This window comes from Gordonia sp. YC-XJ4 (assembly GCF_059511865.1).
On the sequence record NZ_CM183447.1, the window covers coordinates 2,140,852 to 2,154,403 of the forward strand.

Annotated in this window: 14 protein-coding genes; 6 read left to right on the forward strand and 8 right to left on the reverse strand. The window is 66.1% G+C overall.

Going from position 1 to position 13,552, the window contains the following annotated elements:
- Positions 1-2: 2 nt before the first annotated feature.
- Positions 3-1,085, reverse strand: a complete 1,083-nt coding sequence (locus AC5ZH6_RS09445; protein ID WP_231386689.1) for a substrate-binding domain-containing protein — start codon at positions 1,083-1,085, stop codon at positions 3-5.
- Between the two features lie 113 nt (positions 1,086-1,198).
- On the opposite strand from AC5ZH6_RS09445, the gene AC5ZH6_RS09450 reads away from it, so the two are divergent.
- Entirely contained in the window at positions 1,199-1,645 is a 447-nt protein-coding gene (locus tag AC5ZH6_RS09450; protein ID WP_006368569.1) for a MarR family winged helix-turn-helix transcriptional regulator, read from the forward strand.
- Positions 1,646-1,806: 161 nt separating this feature from the next.
- Here the strand turns inward: AC5ZH6_RS09450 and fmdA are convergent, their stop codons facing one another.
- Positions 1,807-3,060 carry a formamidase gene (gene fmdA / locus AC5ZH6_RS09455; protein WP_079929316.1) on the reverse strand — a complete coding sequence of 418 codons (1,254 nt, stop codon included), beginning with the start codon at positions 3,058-3,060 and terminating at the stop codon, positions 1,807-1,809.
- A 473-nt stretch (positions 3,061-3,533) separates the two neighbouring features.
- Between fmdA and AC5ZH6_RS09460 the strand changes: the two genes are divergently transcribed.
- Positions 3,534-4,109 carry a suppressor of fused domain protein gene (locus AC5ZH6_RS09460; RefSeq protein WP_014359606.1) on the forward strand — a complete coding sequence of 192 codons (576 nt, stop codon included), beginning with the start codon at positions 3,534-3,536 and terminating at the stop codon, positions 4,107-4,109.
- An 11-nt stretch (positions 4,110-4,120) separates the two neighbouring features.
- On the opposite strand, the gene AC5ZH6_RS09465 is transcribed toward AC5ZH6_RS09460, so the two are convergent.
- Positions 4,121-5,002 (reverse strand): helix-turn-helix domain-containing protein, encoded by an 882-nt coding sequence (locus AC5ZH6_RS09465; RefSeq protein WP_094602300.1) that lies wholly within the window; start codon positions 5,000-5,002, stop codon positions 4,121-4,123.
- A 117-nt stretch (positions 5,003-5,119) separates the two neighbouring features.
- Between AC5ZH6_RS09465 and AC5ZH6_RS09470 the strand changes: the two genes are divergently transcribed.
- On the forward strand, positions 5,120-5,650 hold the full coding sequence (locus AC5ZH6_RS09470) for a nuclear transport factor 2 family protein (RefSeq protein WP_231386688.1): 531 nt from the start codon (positions 5,120-5,122) through the stop codon (positions 5,648-5,650).
- A 36-nt stretch (positions 5,651-5,686) separates the two neighbouring features.
- Here AC5ZH6_RS09470 and AC5ZH6_RS09475 read toward each other — a convergent pair whose 3' ends face one another.
- Positions 5,687-6,766: a magnesium and cobalt transport protein CorA gene (locus AC5ZH6_RS09475; protein ID WP_006368562.1), complete on the reverse strand. Its 1,080-nt coding sequence runs from the start codon at positions 6,764-6,766 to the stop codon at positions 5,687-5,689.
- Between the two features lie 45 nt (positions 6,767-6,811).
- Between AC5ZH6_RS09475 and AC5ZH6_RS09480 the strand changes: the two genes are divergently transcribed.
- Both AC5ZH6_RS09480 and AC5ZH6_RS09485 read left to right on the forward strand, forming a co-directional pair.
- Positions 6,812-7,432 carry a MarC family protein gene (locus tag AC5ZH6_RS09480; RefSeq protein ID WP_006368561.1) on the forward strand — a complete coding sequence of 207 codons (621 nt, stop codon included), beginning with the start codon at positions 6,812-6,814 and terminating at the stop codon, positions 7,430-7,432.
- A 34-nt stretch (positions 7,433-7,466) separates the two neighbouring features.
- Positions 7,467-8,456 (forward strand): glycine betaine ABC transporter substrate-binding protein, encoded by a 990-nt coding sequence (locus AC5ZH6_RS09485; protein WP_014359610.1) that lies wholly within the window; start codon positions 7,467-7,469, stop codon positions 8,454-8,456.
- Positions 8,457-8,478: 22 nt separating this feature from the next.
- On the opposite strand, the gene AC5ZH6_RS09490 is transcribed toward AC5ZH6_RS09485, so the two are convergent.
- A complete protein-coding gene (locus AC5ZH6_RS09490; protein WP_006368559.1) occupies positions 8,479-9,309 on the reverse strand; it encodes an SDR family NAD(P)-dependent oxidoreductase in 831 nt (276 codons plus the stop codon).
- A 29-nt stretch (positions 9,310-9,338) separates the two neighbouring features.
- Complete coding sequence (locus AC5ZH6_RS09495) at positions 9,339-10,871, reverse strand: flavin-containing monooxygenase (RefSeq protein WP_094602301.1); 1,533 nt, start codon at positions 10,869-10,871, stop codon at positions 9,339-9,341.
- A 148-nt stretch (positions 10,872-11,019) separates the two neighbouring features.
- On the opposite strand from AC5ZH6_RS09495, the gene AC5ZH6_RS09500 reads away from it, so the two are divergent.
- Positions 11,020-11,589: a TetR/AcrR family transcriptional regulator gene (locus tag AC5ZH6_RS09500; RefSeq protein ID WP_006368557.1), complete on the forward strand. Its 570-nt coding sequence runs from the start codon at positions 11,020-11,022 to the stop codon at positions 11,587-11,589.
- 19 nt (positions 11,590-11,608) lie between these two features.
- On the opposite strand, the gene AC5ZH6_RS09505 is transcribed toward AC5ZH6_RS09500, so the two are convergent.
- Entirely contained in the window at positions 11,609-11,803 is a 195-nt protein-coding gene (locus AC5ZH6_RS09505; RefSeq protein ID WP_496168975.1) for a hypothetical protein, read from the reverse strand.
- A gap of 173 nt (positions 11,804-11,976) precedes the next feature.
- A complete protein-coding gene (locus tag AC5ZH6_RS09510; protein WP_094602303.1) occupies positions 11,977-13,551 on the reverse strand; it encodes an APC family permease in 1,575 nt (524 codons plus the stop codon).
- Between the last annotated feature and the right edge of the window lies 1 nt (position 13,552).

A 13,552-nucleotide genomic window follows, 5' to 3' on the forward strand; every position in this document is an offset into this window, starting at 1 on the left:
CGTCAGGCGGTCAGTTCGGTGATCACGTCGAACGCGAGGTGGTCGGCTTGCGCGAGGTACACCGGCTGACGGGTGTGCCGGCCACAGAGCTCGACCTCGCCCCGCGGTCCGCGGTAGGTCACGCCGCGCGTCGTCCGGCCGATCGTGGCGGTGTCGAGCGAGCCCGCGGCCCGGGCGAGCGCCGCAAGCAGCATCAGCCCCTCGTAACAGGATTCGCCGATGTTGTTCAATGCCGGTGCCGAGCGGCCGAATCGGCGCTCGTACCGGGACCCGAACTCGAGACCTTCGGGGGTGACCACACTTTCGAAGTATCCGCACGCCGTGTAGAGGTCGTGGGTGGCCTCGGCGCCGCAGCCGCACAGCACGTCCTCACCGATCATCATCGACAGCCGGATGTGCTGTTCGTCGAGACCCGCCGCGGCGAACGCACGGTGGAATGCGGCGGCGTCGGCGCCGACCATGAGGACGAGCACCCCGTCGGGGCGGGTGTCGGCAATCATCTGCAATGCAGACCCGAAATCCCGGCCGCGCAGCGGGACGAAGTGATCGCCGAGGAAGTCCATGTGCGCGCCATGGAGGAAGTCGCGGGTACGTGCAGAGGTCGCGCGAGGCCACACGTAGTCGTTGCCGATCACGCACCAGCGTCGGATTCCTCGGTTCTCGCGCAGCCATCGGATGGCCGGGAACAACTGCTGATCGGGGGTCTCACCCACCATGTACACGCCGTCGGCGTCCTCGCCACCCTCGTAGAACGTCGTGTACACGTATGGCACCCGCCCGGCCGTGTGCGGGGTGATCACGTTGCGCGCGTTGGACAGGTGCCACCCGATCACACTCTCCACGCGTCCGGTGGTGACGAGGCGGTCGACGGTGCCCGACAACCGGTTCAGGGGTGCGCCCGCATCGACGAGATGCACCCGAACCGGGCGGTCGAGGATGCCGCCGGCCGCGTTGACATCGGCGACGGCCAGTTCGGCACTCGCCTCGCACGAGGGACCGAACATGCCGGCCGGACCGCTCAGCGGTACTGCGAGAGCGACGTCGAGGGTGGCGTCGTCGCCTCTGAGAACCACTGGTGAGGCCACAACCGACTCCCGGGGTGGATACGTGCTGACCTGCACAGTGTCCCACGAATCGACGGTTGCGCAACGCCGGCTGCGCTGTCGCACCGGAGGGGTTCACGATACGATGGCTCATCATGTCCAGTGCCCCGAATGCGCGTGCCGCTGCCGTCGAGGAGCTGTCACGTCTGCTGAATATCGCTGCGGCGCATCTTGACTCAGCGGTCGCAGCCGAGCTGGACGGTCTCACGACGGCGCAGTGGCACGTTCTGGCGGCGCTGGAGGGCGGAACGGGCAGGTCGATGTCGGAACTGGCTGCGGTCACCTTGTTGCCCGGGCCGAGCCTGACCCGCCTGATCGACGGGATGATCGACGAGAACCTCGTGCACCGGCGGCCCGACGAGACCGACCGACGTCGGGTGGTGGTCTTCGCCACCCGACGGGGCGCCATGCTCCATTCGCGGTCGAAGGCGCGCATCGCGCGCTCGTCCGCGGTTGCCGGGGTGATCGACGACGCCGACGGGCCGGGGGCCCGACTGGCGAGTGCGCTTGGCGCCCTTGGGGCGATGGATCTGACCGGCTGAGCGGAGTCGGGTCCGGTCGGAGTTCCTATGTCCGCCGGTCGAGGTGTGACGAAGGCAGCGAGGAGCTCGAGACCGCTTGTGCTGGTTCGGGTTCCGGTCTGCCGTCGATCGGCACCGTCGATATTCACGTCCGATCCACCGACTGGACTGAGCGGACGCGCCTAGAACGCCGAATGCGGCGCGCCCATCCCCGGGTCGATCTGCACCGGCCCCGATGTCGACGGGGCCACCGGGAAGTCGAAGATCGCGGTCGGGATGTACACCGTCGCACACGAATTCGGTATGTCCACCACTCCCGAGAGGCGTCCCTCGATCGGTGCCGAGCCCAGCAGCAGGTAAGCCTGCTCGGGGCTGTACCCGAACTTGGTCAGATAGTTGATGGCGTGCAGACATGCACGCTGGTAGGACAGGTCCGAGTCGAGATACCGCTGTTCACCGTCGAGGGTGACCGACGTGCCCGAGAAGGCAATCCACTGCGAATACTGCGGATCGGTGTTGCCGGGCATGAAGATCGCGTTCTCGCTGACGCCGTAGGTCTCCATCCCGCCCTTGATGAGGTCGACGTGGAGATCCATGAAGCCACCCATCTCGATGGCACCGCAGAAGGTGATCTCGCCGTCGCCCTGGGAGAAGTGCAGATCGCCGAAGGACAGGTTGGCGCCGGGCACGAAGACCGGGTAGAAGACGCGGGTGCCCTTGGTGAGGTTCTTGATGTCCTGGTTACCGCCGTTCTCGCGAGGGGGAGCGGTGCGCGCTCCTTCGCCCGCGACCCGTGTGAACTCGTCGCCGGTCAGCGATCCGAGGATTGCGCCGTCGGGCTCCGGCGGAAGTGCCAGCGGGGGCACGCGGTTCGGATCGGTGGCGATGAGCGCGGCCTCGCGCGCATTCCACCGGCCGAGCAACTCCGCCGACGGAGCCGTGCCCATCAGCCCCGGATGAACGATGCCCGTGTACTTCACATGCGGCACATGGCGACTCGTCGCCGACTGGCCGGCGAAGTCCCAGATCGCCTTGTAGGCGTCGGGGAACTGTTCGGTGAGGAAGCCGCCGCCGTTGAGCTTTGCGAAGATGCCGGTGTACCCCCAGCCCTGGCCTGCCAGCGGTCCCGAATCCTCTTGCGGGATGGGCCCGACGTCGAGGATGTCGACGATCAGCAGGTCACCCGGCTCGGCGCCCTCGATCGCGAACGGCCCCGACAAGGTGTGGACGTTGTTGAGTGGGGCGTTGAGGATGTCGTCGGCGGAGTCGTCGTTGTGGATCGCGCCGTCGAACCATTCCCGGCAATGTGCGCGAAAGGTGTCCCCGGGCTTGACGGTCACCGCGGGCGGGATGTCGGGATGCCAACGGTTGTGCCCGATGTGACGCTGCTCGGTGAAGGGCTTCGCGGAATCGAGGGGAAAGAGGAGCTCGGGCATCGACAGAACCTCCGTGAGACGTGGTTGTTTCCGGGTGGAACTATTCAACTACGTTCGTATCGGTTTCGCAGCCAATGCGCGTTACGAGCGTATGACGTTGTCTGAGTTCGCAGCTCAATCCGAGGCGGGATGACACCGATCGGGCTAGGGTGGCCGACATGCCGACCTATGTGTTCCGGTGTGACCGGCGGTGCGCGATAGTCGAACGACACTATTCGATGGCTGCGGTCCCCGACGCGATCACTTGTCCCGACTGCGGACATGCGGCGCCGCGGCGGGTGCGGGCACCTGCGCTCGGTGCCGGCTCGAGTACCGCCATGCGGCTGCAGGACGCGACGCGCTCGAGCGCCGAAGCGCCCGCGGTGGTCTCAACCGTCCCGTCCACGGCACGCGCGCGGACACCTGTGAGCACTAATCCGCTGCACCGACGCCTCCCACGTCCATGACGGCGCGTTGCCATTACCGTGGGGGTCGTGAGCGACTCCACCACCGATGCCATCAACCGATACCTCGTCGACTCTCTCGGCGGGGCGCCGCAGCGCGCCTCGGTGACCTTCCTCGGGGTTGAGCCGATCGACGTGGTGCGCGTTGTTCTCGGCACCGAGGTCGTCTACGTCACGGTCGGTTGTGCGCGGCATCCGATGACCGATCCGTCCGACCTGAATCCGGACCCGGTGCGCGGCCCGCGGGCCGAACTGGTCGTTCGTATGCACGCCGGTACTGCGCTGCCGGGCCTGCATCGACGGCTGGCGACACTGGCCGCGGCCCCGGCCGTCGAGGGCTTGGTGCTGGTGGCCGACGCGCTCCTCGATCTCGGCGAACCACTCTGGGACGGTGCGCCTTTCACCGCAGTCATGGTCTCCGACGATGATCTCGGTACGCTGGGGTTACCGGCCCCGATGGACCCGGTGCGCTTCCTGCGGGCGATCCCGATCACCGCGAACGAAGCGGCATGGCTGCGCCTCAAGGGTGTCGAGGCGCTGCGTGAGGCGTGGGCCGAGGCCGATATCGACCTTGCCGATCCGGCGCGGTCACCGGCCACCATGTGAGGGGGAGTGGTTCAGCGACTCGATGCCCGGAACTCGCCGGGGGTCAGGCCGGTCGATCGTTTGAAGACCTTCGTGAAGTTCGAATGGTCGTCGAAACCGAGTGAGCGTGCCACGGTCGAGATCGAACCGGACTCGTGTACCAACATTCGTTTGGCTTCCAACACCATTCGATCCTCGATCACCCGGCGCGGAGTCACCCCGAGATGAGCGAGCACCACTCGGTGCAGTGTTCGCTCCGAGTAGCCGAGACGACGTGCGTACCACCGGGTGGATCGTCGCTGCGCATGGTGACGATCGACTTCGGCGCGGAACCGCCACAGCAGTTCGTGCCCGCCGCATTCGGACGTCGCGTCGCCGAGGTCATGTGACGCCAACATCATCAGTACACCCGAGGTCAGCAGGACCATCGCGGCGTCGTAGGCCTCGGCGTCGTGGCCGACGAGATCTCGGGAACGCCGATAGTGGGACAGGAGCATCGCGAAGTCCTGTGCAGCGCCCGGACCGTCGGCGGGCCAGTGCGACCGTGCCCATCCGCCGATCCGGTCCAGCCGATCGGTGAGCGCGGTGTCGAGCGCGGTGGCGGGCATCATGCACACGATCCCGTCGACGGCCGCGATGTCACCCCATCGCTGAACCTGGCCGGTATGTACCCACAAGACGTCACCGGGACCCAATTCGTACCGGGCGAAATCGACTTCATGAGTGATGGTCCCACGCTCGATCCACACGATGAGCTCGAAGTTGATCCGTTGTGGCCCAGTGAATTCCGACTCGCGTGCACCCTGCCGGAGTGCCTCGATCGTCGTGATCTCGAGCGAGTCGACGGGGCGGGGAAGTCGCCGATACCGGATCTCACGGATCTCGGGTGTCTGTTTTCTACCAATACCCGACACTCTACTACCGGGACATCGGCAGCTGCTGTTCCTACGCTCGTCGATGGGTTGATCACAACCCGCAGTGACACGATCCCGGGCCACACGGTCGCGGTACACGTCTTGGAGGCGATGAAGATGACGGGGATCAGGATGACGGGGACGGCCACGGCATGGACGGTTCGTCGACGCGTTGCGAGTGCGATGGTGGCCGCATTGTCCGGCCTGCTGGTGCTGGCGGCCTGCGCCGGTTCAGGTGACGCGGACACCCGGGACGACGGGGGACGCAACCTCGGTGCCGAAGAGGCGAATCGTGCACTGGTCGTCGATTTCTACGACAACTTCTTCAACCGCCACGACGTCTCGGCAGCCTCGGTGGTGGCCGATACGTACAAACAACACAACCCGCTGGTGCCCGACGGCAAGAAGCCGTTCGTCGACTTCTTCGCCGGGTCGTTCGCGCAGAACCCGCAGTCGCGCAGCACGATCGTGCGGAGCGCGACCGACGGGGACCTCGTCTATCTGCACGTCCACTCGGTGAACGGTCCCGGCGATCGCGGTCAGGCGGTCGTCGACATCTTCCGTGTGGCCGACGGCACGATCGTCGAGCATTGGGACGTCATCCAGGACGTTCCCTCGACCTCGGCGAACCCGAATTCCATGTTCTGAAACTGGTTGCCGTACAACGCTTCACAGCCAGTGTCTTCACAGCCAGTGATTGCGCCGCAACGCCCCCCACAGTGCGCCGCAGACCACCACCAGGAACAGGCAGACCAGACCGAAGCCCTGCGCATCATGCATGCCTGGCAGGATGTCGAAGTTCATGCCGTAGAGGCCCGCGACCATCGTCGGGATGGCGCCGATCGCCACCCACGCGGAGATCTTGCGCATATCGCTGTTCTGCTGGATGCCGACCTTGGCCGCGGCGGCGTCGAGAAGCGACGACAAGACCTCGTCGTACTCCACTACGCGGTCGACGACGGTCGTGAGGTGATCGGCGACGTCGCGCAGATAGCGTCGGATCTCCTTGGGCACCAAGGGATTATTCGAGGTCAGCCGCGACAGTGGATTGGTCAGCGGGGTCACCGCGCGGCGAAGTTCGAGCACCTCGCGTTTGAGCAGATACACCGGTTCGATGTCGAGCCAACGCTTCTTGTTGCCGAACACCGAACTCTCGATGGCGAGAAGGTCGGTCTCCATCTTCTCGCTGACCGCGAGGTAGCTGTCGACGACGAGGTCGGCGATGGCGTGCATGACCGCGGTCGGGCCCAGGGCGAGGCGTTCGGGACGAGCCTCCATGCGTCGGCGCAATCCCGACAGGTGGGTGTGATCGCCGTGGCGCACCGTGATCACGAAGTCGGGGCCGGTGAAGATCATGATCTCGCCGGTCTCGACGACCTCACTGGCCTGCTCGATCGATTCGTGTTCGACGTACTTGACCGTGCGCAGTACCAAGAACTGGGTGTTGTCGTAGATCTCGAGTTTGGGGCGTTGGTGGGCGTGCACCGCGTCCTCGACGACGAGCTCGTGCAGCCCGAAGACCTCCGCGACACCGGTCATCTGCTCGTCGTCGGGTGAATGCAGACCGAGCCAGACGAAACCCTCACCCGTACTGCGCACCTGCTCGAGGGCCTCGGAGTAGCCGATCCGTCCCGGCTGCCGATGCCCGTCGATATAGACCGCGCAGTCCACGATCGCCCGGGCGATGGGTACCGGGATCTTCGGCAGCGGCCGTCGCTCGCGACGGCCGGTGGTGAATCCGAGGCCGGGGCGTAGATGGGGCATCGATGGCACGCCTGGGATGGTACGCGCCGCCCGTAAGATCAGCGCGTGTCCTTCGACGTCACGGTCTACACGACGACCCTGATCACCCTGTTGGTCATCATGGACCCACCCGGGCAGATCCCCCTGTTCCTGTCACTGGTCGGTCACCGGACGCCGGAGTACCGGCGCCGTGCCGCCTGGCAGGCCCCGCTGGTGAGTCTGCTGGTGATCAGCATCTTCGCCATCGGCGGCAAGGCGATCCTGAACTACCTGCACATCGGTATCCCCGCACTGCAGGGCGCCGGCGGTCTGCTTCTGCTGCTGGTGGCGCTGCAGCTGCTGACGGGGCTGGGCAGCGCCGGGTCGCCCCAGGCCTCCGAGGACGTCAACGTCGCGCTGGTGCCGCTGGGCACACCGCTGCTCGCGGGACCGGGTGCGATCGCCGCGGTCATCGTCGGGGTCAGCGGGGTCTCCGGTGACGCGGGCGGCTACCTCGCCATCGCGGCCGCCATCGTCAGCGTGCACATCGTCGTCGCGATCGTGCTGCGGTACTCGACGGTGCTCATCCGCATCCTCGGCGTCGGCGGCATCACGCTGCTGGCCAAGATCGCGGGTCTGCTTCTCGCGGCCATCGCCGTGCAACTCATCGCCGACTCGGTGGCCGGGTTCATCGCCGCCGGCGGGTGACCGGCACGCTACGGTGAGTGCCGTGCGACAACGAGTGCGCCGCGGCGCGGCCCCGGCGATCCTGTCAGCCGTTCTGGTGCTGGTCGCGGCGCTTGCCGGATGCGGCAGCGGCGGCGGAGACGATGCGGGCCCGGACGAGAACAGGCCGTTGGTGATGGGCTCCTCCGGAACCCCGGAGTCGCTCGTGATGGCACAGATCTATGCGGGCGCGTTGCGCACCGCGGGTGCGCACGTCGCGGTCGACCCGAGAATCGGCGGCGACACCGCGCAACTCGACGCGATGCAGCGGGGCGACGTCGATCTCTTCCCGGCATTCACCGGTCGGTTGCTGACCGAACTCGCGCCCTCGCTGGCGCAGGCGGCGACCTCGCCCGTATCGCCGGCACCGTCCACGCAGCCCGCCGCGGATGGTGCCGCCGCTGGTGATCCCAACTCCGACGCCCTGTATGTCGATCTGAATCATTCTCTGCCGCAAGGTGTCTCGGTCGGCGACGCGACGCCGGTGAGTGCCACCCCGCAGTTGTTCGTCGCGACCTCGCTGGCCACGACGGCCGGGGTGAGCGACCTCTCGGGTTGCGGGAGACTGCCCGCCGACCTGCCGGTGGTCACGACCGGCGAGCCCGATCCGGCGACCCTGCAGGCGTTCGCCGACGCCGGATGCCGGATGGGGCCGGTACAACGGGTTGCCGATGTACACACCGTGCTCGAGCGGACGGCATCGGGCACCGCGCTCGGGTTGCTCACGCCGCTGCAGATCGGTGGCGACTCGGCCTCCGGGCCGGCCGGCCTCGTCGAGGCGCTACCCGCCCTGGCCGGCTCGGCCGGCCGGGGCGTCGGACCGCAGCCCGAGACACTCGTGCCGGTGTATCGGACTGCGGCGCTGACCCGCGATCAGGTGAAGGCCGTGAATCGGGTGGCCGGCGAGATCACCACCGCCGACCTCGCGACACTCGCCGGCAAGGTCCGGGCCGGCGCGCATCCGGCGGATCTGGCCGCAGATTGGCTCAATGAGCACCAGATCTGACGTGCACCAGATCTGAGCGTGCCTACTTGGCCCGCGTCAACGCCAGTGCGGTGCCCTTGGCCATGACCCACTGGTACTTCGAGGCGACCAGGCGCACCCACAGATCGAGGAACTTGGCATCGGTGCCGACCAGGATGCGCGTCTTGTTCTTGCGGACGCCGTTGATGATGACGTCGGCAGCATCCTCGGAGGTCATGCGGGCGAGGTAGCGATCGAAGAAGTTCGCTGTCGCGGTGGCGTCGTGATCGCCGGAAACGGTGGCGTTGCGGGCGATCGCGGTCTTGATGCCACCCGGGTGCACACACGACACCTTGACCGGGTGCTTGGCGACGATCATCTCCTGATTGAGCGCTTCGGTGAATCCCCGGACGGCGAACTTCGCAGCGTTGTAGGCGGCCTGGCCGGGCTCGGAGAGGAGGCCGAACAGCGACGAGGTGTTGACGATGTGACCGTCGCCGGAGGCGATGATGTGCGGCAGGAAAGCCTTGGTGCCGTTGACCACTCCCCAGAAGTCGACGTCGACGACGCGCTCGATGTCCTTGAACTCGGTGCGTTCGATCTCGCCGTGGTGAGCGATCCCGGCATTGTTGAAGATGACGTTGACCCGGCCGTAATGGGCGACGACGGTCTCGGCATAGTCGAGGACGGCCTCGCGCTCGGCGACGTTGAGGATCTGCGTGTGCACCTCGCCGCCGGCCTCGGTGATCAGCCTCTCGGTAACCGCGAGTCCGTCCGGATTCACATCGGAGATGGCCAGTTTCGCGCCGAGACGGGAGAGCTTGACCGCGAGGTCGCGGCCCATACCCGAGCCCGCGCCGGTGACGACGACGACCTTGTCGCGAAAGTCCTTCATGAGTGCCTTCTTTCGTGTGGTGGGAGTGTTCAGGCGCCGACGCCGGCGGTGGGAGCGGAGGTGAGTTGCGCGGGCACGGTGCTCGCGGCATGGCTGATGTCGTAGGCGGCCACGTCGAATTTTCTTGTCTCGCGCCGGAAGTCGAAGGTGAACCCCGGCCACAGCGTGGTGATGTTGCCGTGGACGTCCTTGTACCAGGAGGCGCATCCGCCGTTGACCCAGACGCTGTTGCGGAGTTTGTGGGCGATGCCGGCGTTGTAGCGGCGCTGTGCGGCCTCGGTCACCTCCACGCGCGTCGCCCCGCGGGCGCGCACGGTGGCGATGTAGTCGACCAGATAGTTCAGCTGGGACTCGATCATGTACACCATCGAGGTGTGGCCCAGACCGGTCGACGGACCGATCATCAGCATCATGTTCGGGAAACCGTGGACGAATGAGCCCTTGTACCCCTGCATCCCGATCTCGTCCCATACATTCGCCAGGCTGCGTCCACCGACGCCGACGATGTGGGAGAAGACCGGGGAGTCGGTGACGTGGAAGCCGGTCGCCACCACCAGGATGTCGATGTCGTGGGCCGTGCCGTCGGCGGTGACGATGCCGGTCTCGGTGACCCGCGTGATCGGATCGGTGACCAGATCGACGTTCGCGCGATCGAGGGCGGGGTACCAGGTGTTGGATCGCAGAATGCGCTTGCAGCCGATCTGGAAGTCGGGGGTGACGGCCTTGCGCAGTTGCGGGTCGCGGATTCCGCGGAAGATGTTGGCGCGGGCCAGCATTTCGACCGGCTTGAGTGCCTTCGGCGAATACGTCATGCCGAAGGCGATGAACTCGTTGAAGGTGTAGATGCCGGCCCGTGAGGCGGTTTGAACGGCCGGAATGTGCGTGAAGGCCCAGTGCTCGACCGGGGTGTAGGGACGCTCGGTGCGCGGAACGATCCACGGCGCGGTGCGCTGATAGACGTCGAGATGTCCGGCGACCTTGGCCAATTCGGGAACGATCTGGATCGCCGAGGCGCCGGTGCCGATCACCGCGACGCGCTTGCCGGCGAAGTCCACCGAGTCGTCCCAGCGGGCCGAGTGCATGATGGTGCCGCCGAACGAGTCGATGCCGTCGATGTCGGGAAGGTTCGGCTCGCACAGCGGGCCGACCGCACCGACGAGATGACGTGCGCGATAGGTGTTCTCGGCGCCGTCGGTGACCGTCGAGACGATCCAGTGGGCGGTGTCCTCATCCCAGCGGGCTTCGGTGACCTCGGTGCCGAATCGTGCCTTCGCGCGTACGCCGTGCTCGTCGGCGACGGCGTTGATGTAGCGGTGGATCTCCGGCTGATGGGAGTAGGAGCGCGACCACTCGGGATTCGGTGCGAACGAGTACGAGTACAGGTTCGACGCCACGTCGCAGGCGGCGCCGGGGTAGGTGTTGTCGCGCCAGGTGCCGCCGAAGTCGCTGCCGCGGTCGAGGATGACGTAATCGTCGATGCCGCGCTGCGCGAGTTTGATGGCCGCGCCGAGGCCGGAGAACCCGGCTCCGACGATGGCGATCTCTACATCATGCGTTGTCATGGTGACTGAGCTTAGTGAGCTATTGAACGAACGTCAATAGCTATTGAACAAGAATCAATAAGCTACGATGTACCCCGTGAGCACGTCGAAGACCAGCATCTCGAGTCCGGGTACCTCGGGTTCCGGTACTTCCGGCCGTCGTACCCGCATGAGTCCGTCGGCGCGACGTGACCAGTTGATCGCACTCGGTCTCGAGATGGTCGGCAACCGACCCCTGGAGCAGGTGTCCATCGACGCCATCGCCGAGGTGGCCGGGGTGTCGCGCGCCCTGCTGTTCCATTATTTCGAGTCCAAACAGGACTTTCATGTGGCGATCGCGCGCGCCCAGGCGCAGGAGATGCTCGATTGCACAGCACCCGATGACTCCCTGGGGGATCCGCTGCTGATCTTGGGAGCGTCGATGTCGGCGTTCGTCGACTACGTCACCGAGAACCGAACCGCGTACATGGCGTTGATCCGCGGATCGGCCAGCGCCGACCCGGCGATGCGAGCCGTCACCGACCAGACTCGGACGGTCATGGTCGAGCGGATTCTCGAGCGCGCGGGCGGGCTCGGCATCGAGAGCACCGCGTCGGTGCGGTTGGCGGTCGCCGGGTGGATTGCCTTCGTCGAGGAGGTGACGATCAATTGGCTCGCCGACGCACCGATTTCCCGGGCTGAGCTCCTCACCCTGATCACCACCTCCCTTCCCGCGCTCGCTGTGCGTGCCGACGGATGAGATCGTTGCGCGGCACAGGTCAGGAGGGGGCCGACTCGCGCGAGAGAGTGATCGCCGTACCCAGCAGCCGGCGTGCGTTGGTCAACCGCCGCCGGTAGGTGGGTCTGGCGAGAAGTGCCAGCCCGCCGGCGAGGACGGGGACGCACAGGCCCCAGTGCGGGTTGATCGCGATCAGCGTCACCGCGACCACGAGCAGTGCTGCCGCCGCGAGCATGATCGACAACCTGATTCTGCGTAACTCGTTGGCGCCGTTGATAACCGCCTGTACTCCGTCGGCGTGCCAACCCGTGGCGCAGTCGGGACAGGACCATCGTGGCGATGCGGAGCTCATCAACTGTGCGGTACTGGTTCCGCAGGAGCATCGTACGGTCAGCCCGACGGTCGCGGTCATGCCGTTTCCCCTGTGGTCCTCGACACCGTCGCGCCTGCAACTGCGGCCTGTGTGACGACCGGGATGTCCATCGTCTGGTCCCGCACGGTGAACCGGGCGCGGTCCTGCACCACACGGCGGTAGATGTAGAGGGCGCAGCCGAGCACCAACAGTGCCAGGCCCACGATGAACTCCCGGATTCCGCCGTATCCGGTCATCGAGAACGAGGTTGCGCCGACCGCGAGCAGCAGGCAGTTGAAGAGGGCCAGTGCGGCGGCCACCCACAGCCAGGGGGTTGACAGCCGCATGGGGCGGGGCAGGTCGGGGCGGTCCCTGCGTAGCAGCAGGACCGCCGACAGCGCGAAGACGTGGCAGAGTACGTAGCCCATGTTGCTCGCCGCGAGCACCGCAACCGTTGTCGGGAGCAGCAGCACGGCGCAGATGTTGAGGACGACGTCGACATACATTCCGCGATTGGGCACATTGTGTTTGTTGACGTGGTCGAACCACGTGATCGTCATGCCACTGCGAGCCATGCCGTAAAGGGTGCGGGCGCCGCCGGCACTCGCCGCGTTCATCCCGAGCAGGAAGCTGCCGATCATGAAGATGATGACGACATTCGATGCGGCACCACCGATTTCGCGATGGAGGAGATCGGCGTAGAAGCCCATGGGTGCATCGGCCATCGCTTGCTGGCTCACCACGCCGCCGAGTGCCACGGGCAGGAGCGCATAGACGCCGAGGCAGAACATGGCCGAGCGGATCAGCGCCTTGTGGGTGTCGCGTTCGGTGTCGTGGTATTCCGGGGCGAATGTCGCACACACCTCGATCCCGTAGGCCGACCACGCGTTGAGGTAGAGCCAGACGAGTCCGAGTTGTACTGCACCCCAAGGACTGCCCGCAGCGCCGAGCAGCCCCCAGGAGAGGTGTGAGAACGAGAAGTCGGACAGGAAGAACGGGACGATCATGAACAGGATCAGCGGAACGAACAGGAGTGTGCCGGTGAGGTAGCCCATCAGCTTCATCGGTTTGACGCCCAGCGAATTGATGATCCACAACGCGATGATCAGGCCCACCGCGATCAGTCGGGGCAGATCGAGGTGGACGATGTGGGTGACACTCCAGGTCTGGCTTGGAAACCATTGGGCCTGAACGAGACTACCGGTGGTGAGCCCGAAGATCGCCAGGACCGACGACCACCCGGCCCAGTAACCGATGGCCGACATGGGACCGGCGAGGCTGAACCGTGACCGCCATCCCTCGAAGGCGTACATCGCGATACCGCCGGAGTGCTCGGGGAACATCGTTGCCGGTTCGGTGTAGATCTTGTTCTGCAACACGGCGATGACCATCGACCCGAGCCAGAAGGCGAGCGCACCGAGGGCGCCGATCTGGCCGGTCGTGTAGCCGATCCCGGCAATGATGAAACCGGGGTTGGACAGCGTCATCACGAAGCCGTCGTACCAATGCATGGTCTTGAGCAGTCGGCGCTCGTCGACGACTGCGACGGCGGTTTCGGTGGAGTGGTGGTCGGCGGTCAGAGCGGCTGTCACGGACGGCGCCGCGTCCGGGTGATCGGAAGAGAGAGACATG

What these genes read in the sequence shown, in the direction of transcription:
- AC5ZH6_RS09450 (WP_006368569.1), top strand. Translation starts at nt 1,199, where the DNA reads ATGTCCAGTGCCCCGAATGCGCGTGCCGCTGCCGTCGAGGAGCTGTCA.
- fmdA (WP_079929316.1), bottom strand. Translation starts at nt 3,060, where the DNA reads ATGCCCGAGCTCCTCTTTCCCCTCGATTCCGCGAAGCCCTTCACCGAG.
- AC5ZH6_RS09470 (WP_231386688.1), top strand. Translation starts at nt 5,120, where the DNA reads ATGACGGGGATCAGGATGACGGGGACGGCCACGGCATGGACGGTTCGT.
- AC5ZH6_RS09475 (WP_006368562.1), bottom strand. Translation starts at nt 6,766, where the DNA reads ATGCCCCATCTACGCCCCGGCCTCGGATTCACCACCGGCCGTCGCGAG.
- AC5ZH6_RS09490 (WP_006368559.1), bottom strand. Translation starts at nt 9,309, where the DNA reads ATGAAGGACTTTCGCGACAAGGTCGTCGTCGTCACCGGCGCGGGCTCG.
- AC5ZH6_RS09495 (WP_094602301.1), bottom strand. Translation starts at nt 10,871, where the DNA reads ATGACAACGCATGATGTAGAGATCGCCATCGTCGGAGCCGGGTTCTCC.
- AC5ZH6_RS09500 (WP_006368557.1), top strand. Translation starts at nt 11,020, where the DNA reads ATGAGTCCGTCGGCGCGACGTGACCAGTTGATCGCACTCGGTCTCGAG.
- AC5ZH6_RS09505 (WP_496168975.1), bottom strand. Translation starts at nt 11,803, where the DNA reads ATGCTCGCGGCGGCAGCACTGCTCGTGGTCGCGGTGACGCTGATCGCG.
- AC5ZH6_RS09510 (WP_094602303.1), bottom strand. Translation starts at nt 13,551, where the DNA reads ATGTCTCTCTCTTCCGATCACCCGGACGCGGCGCCGTCCGTGACAGCC.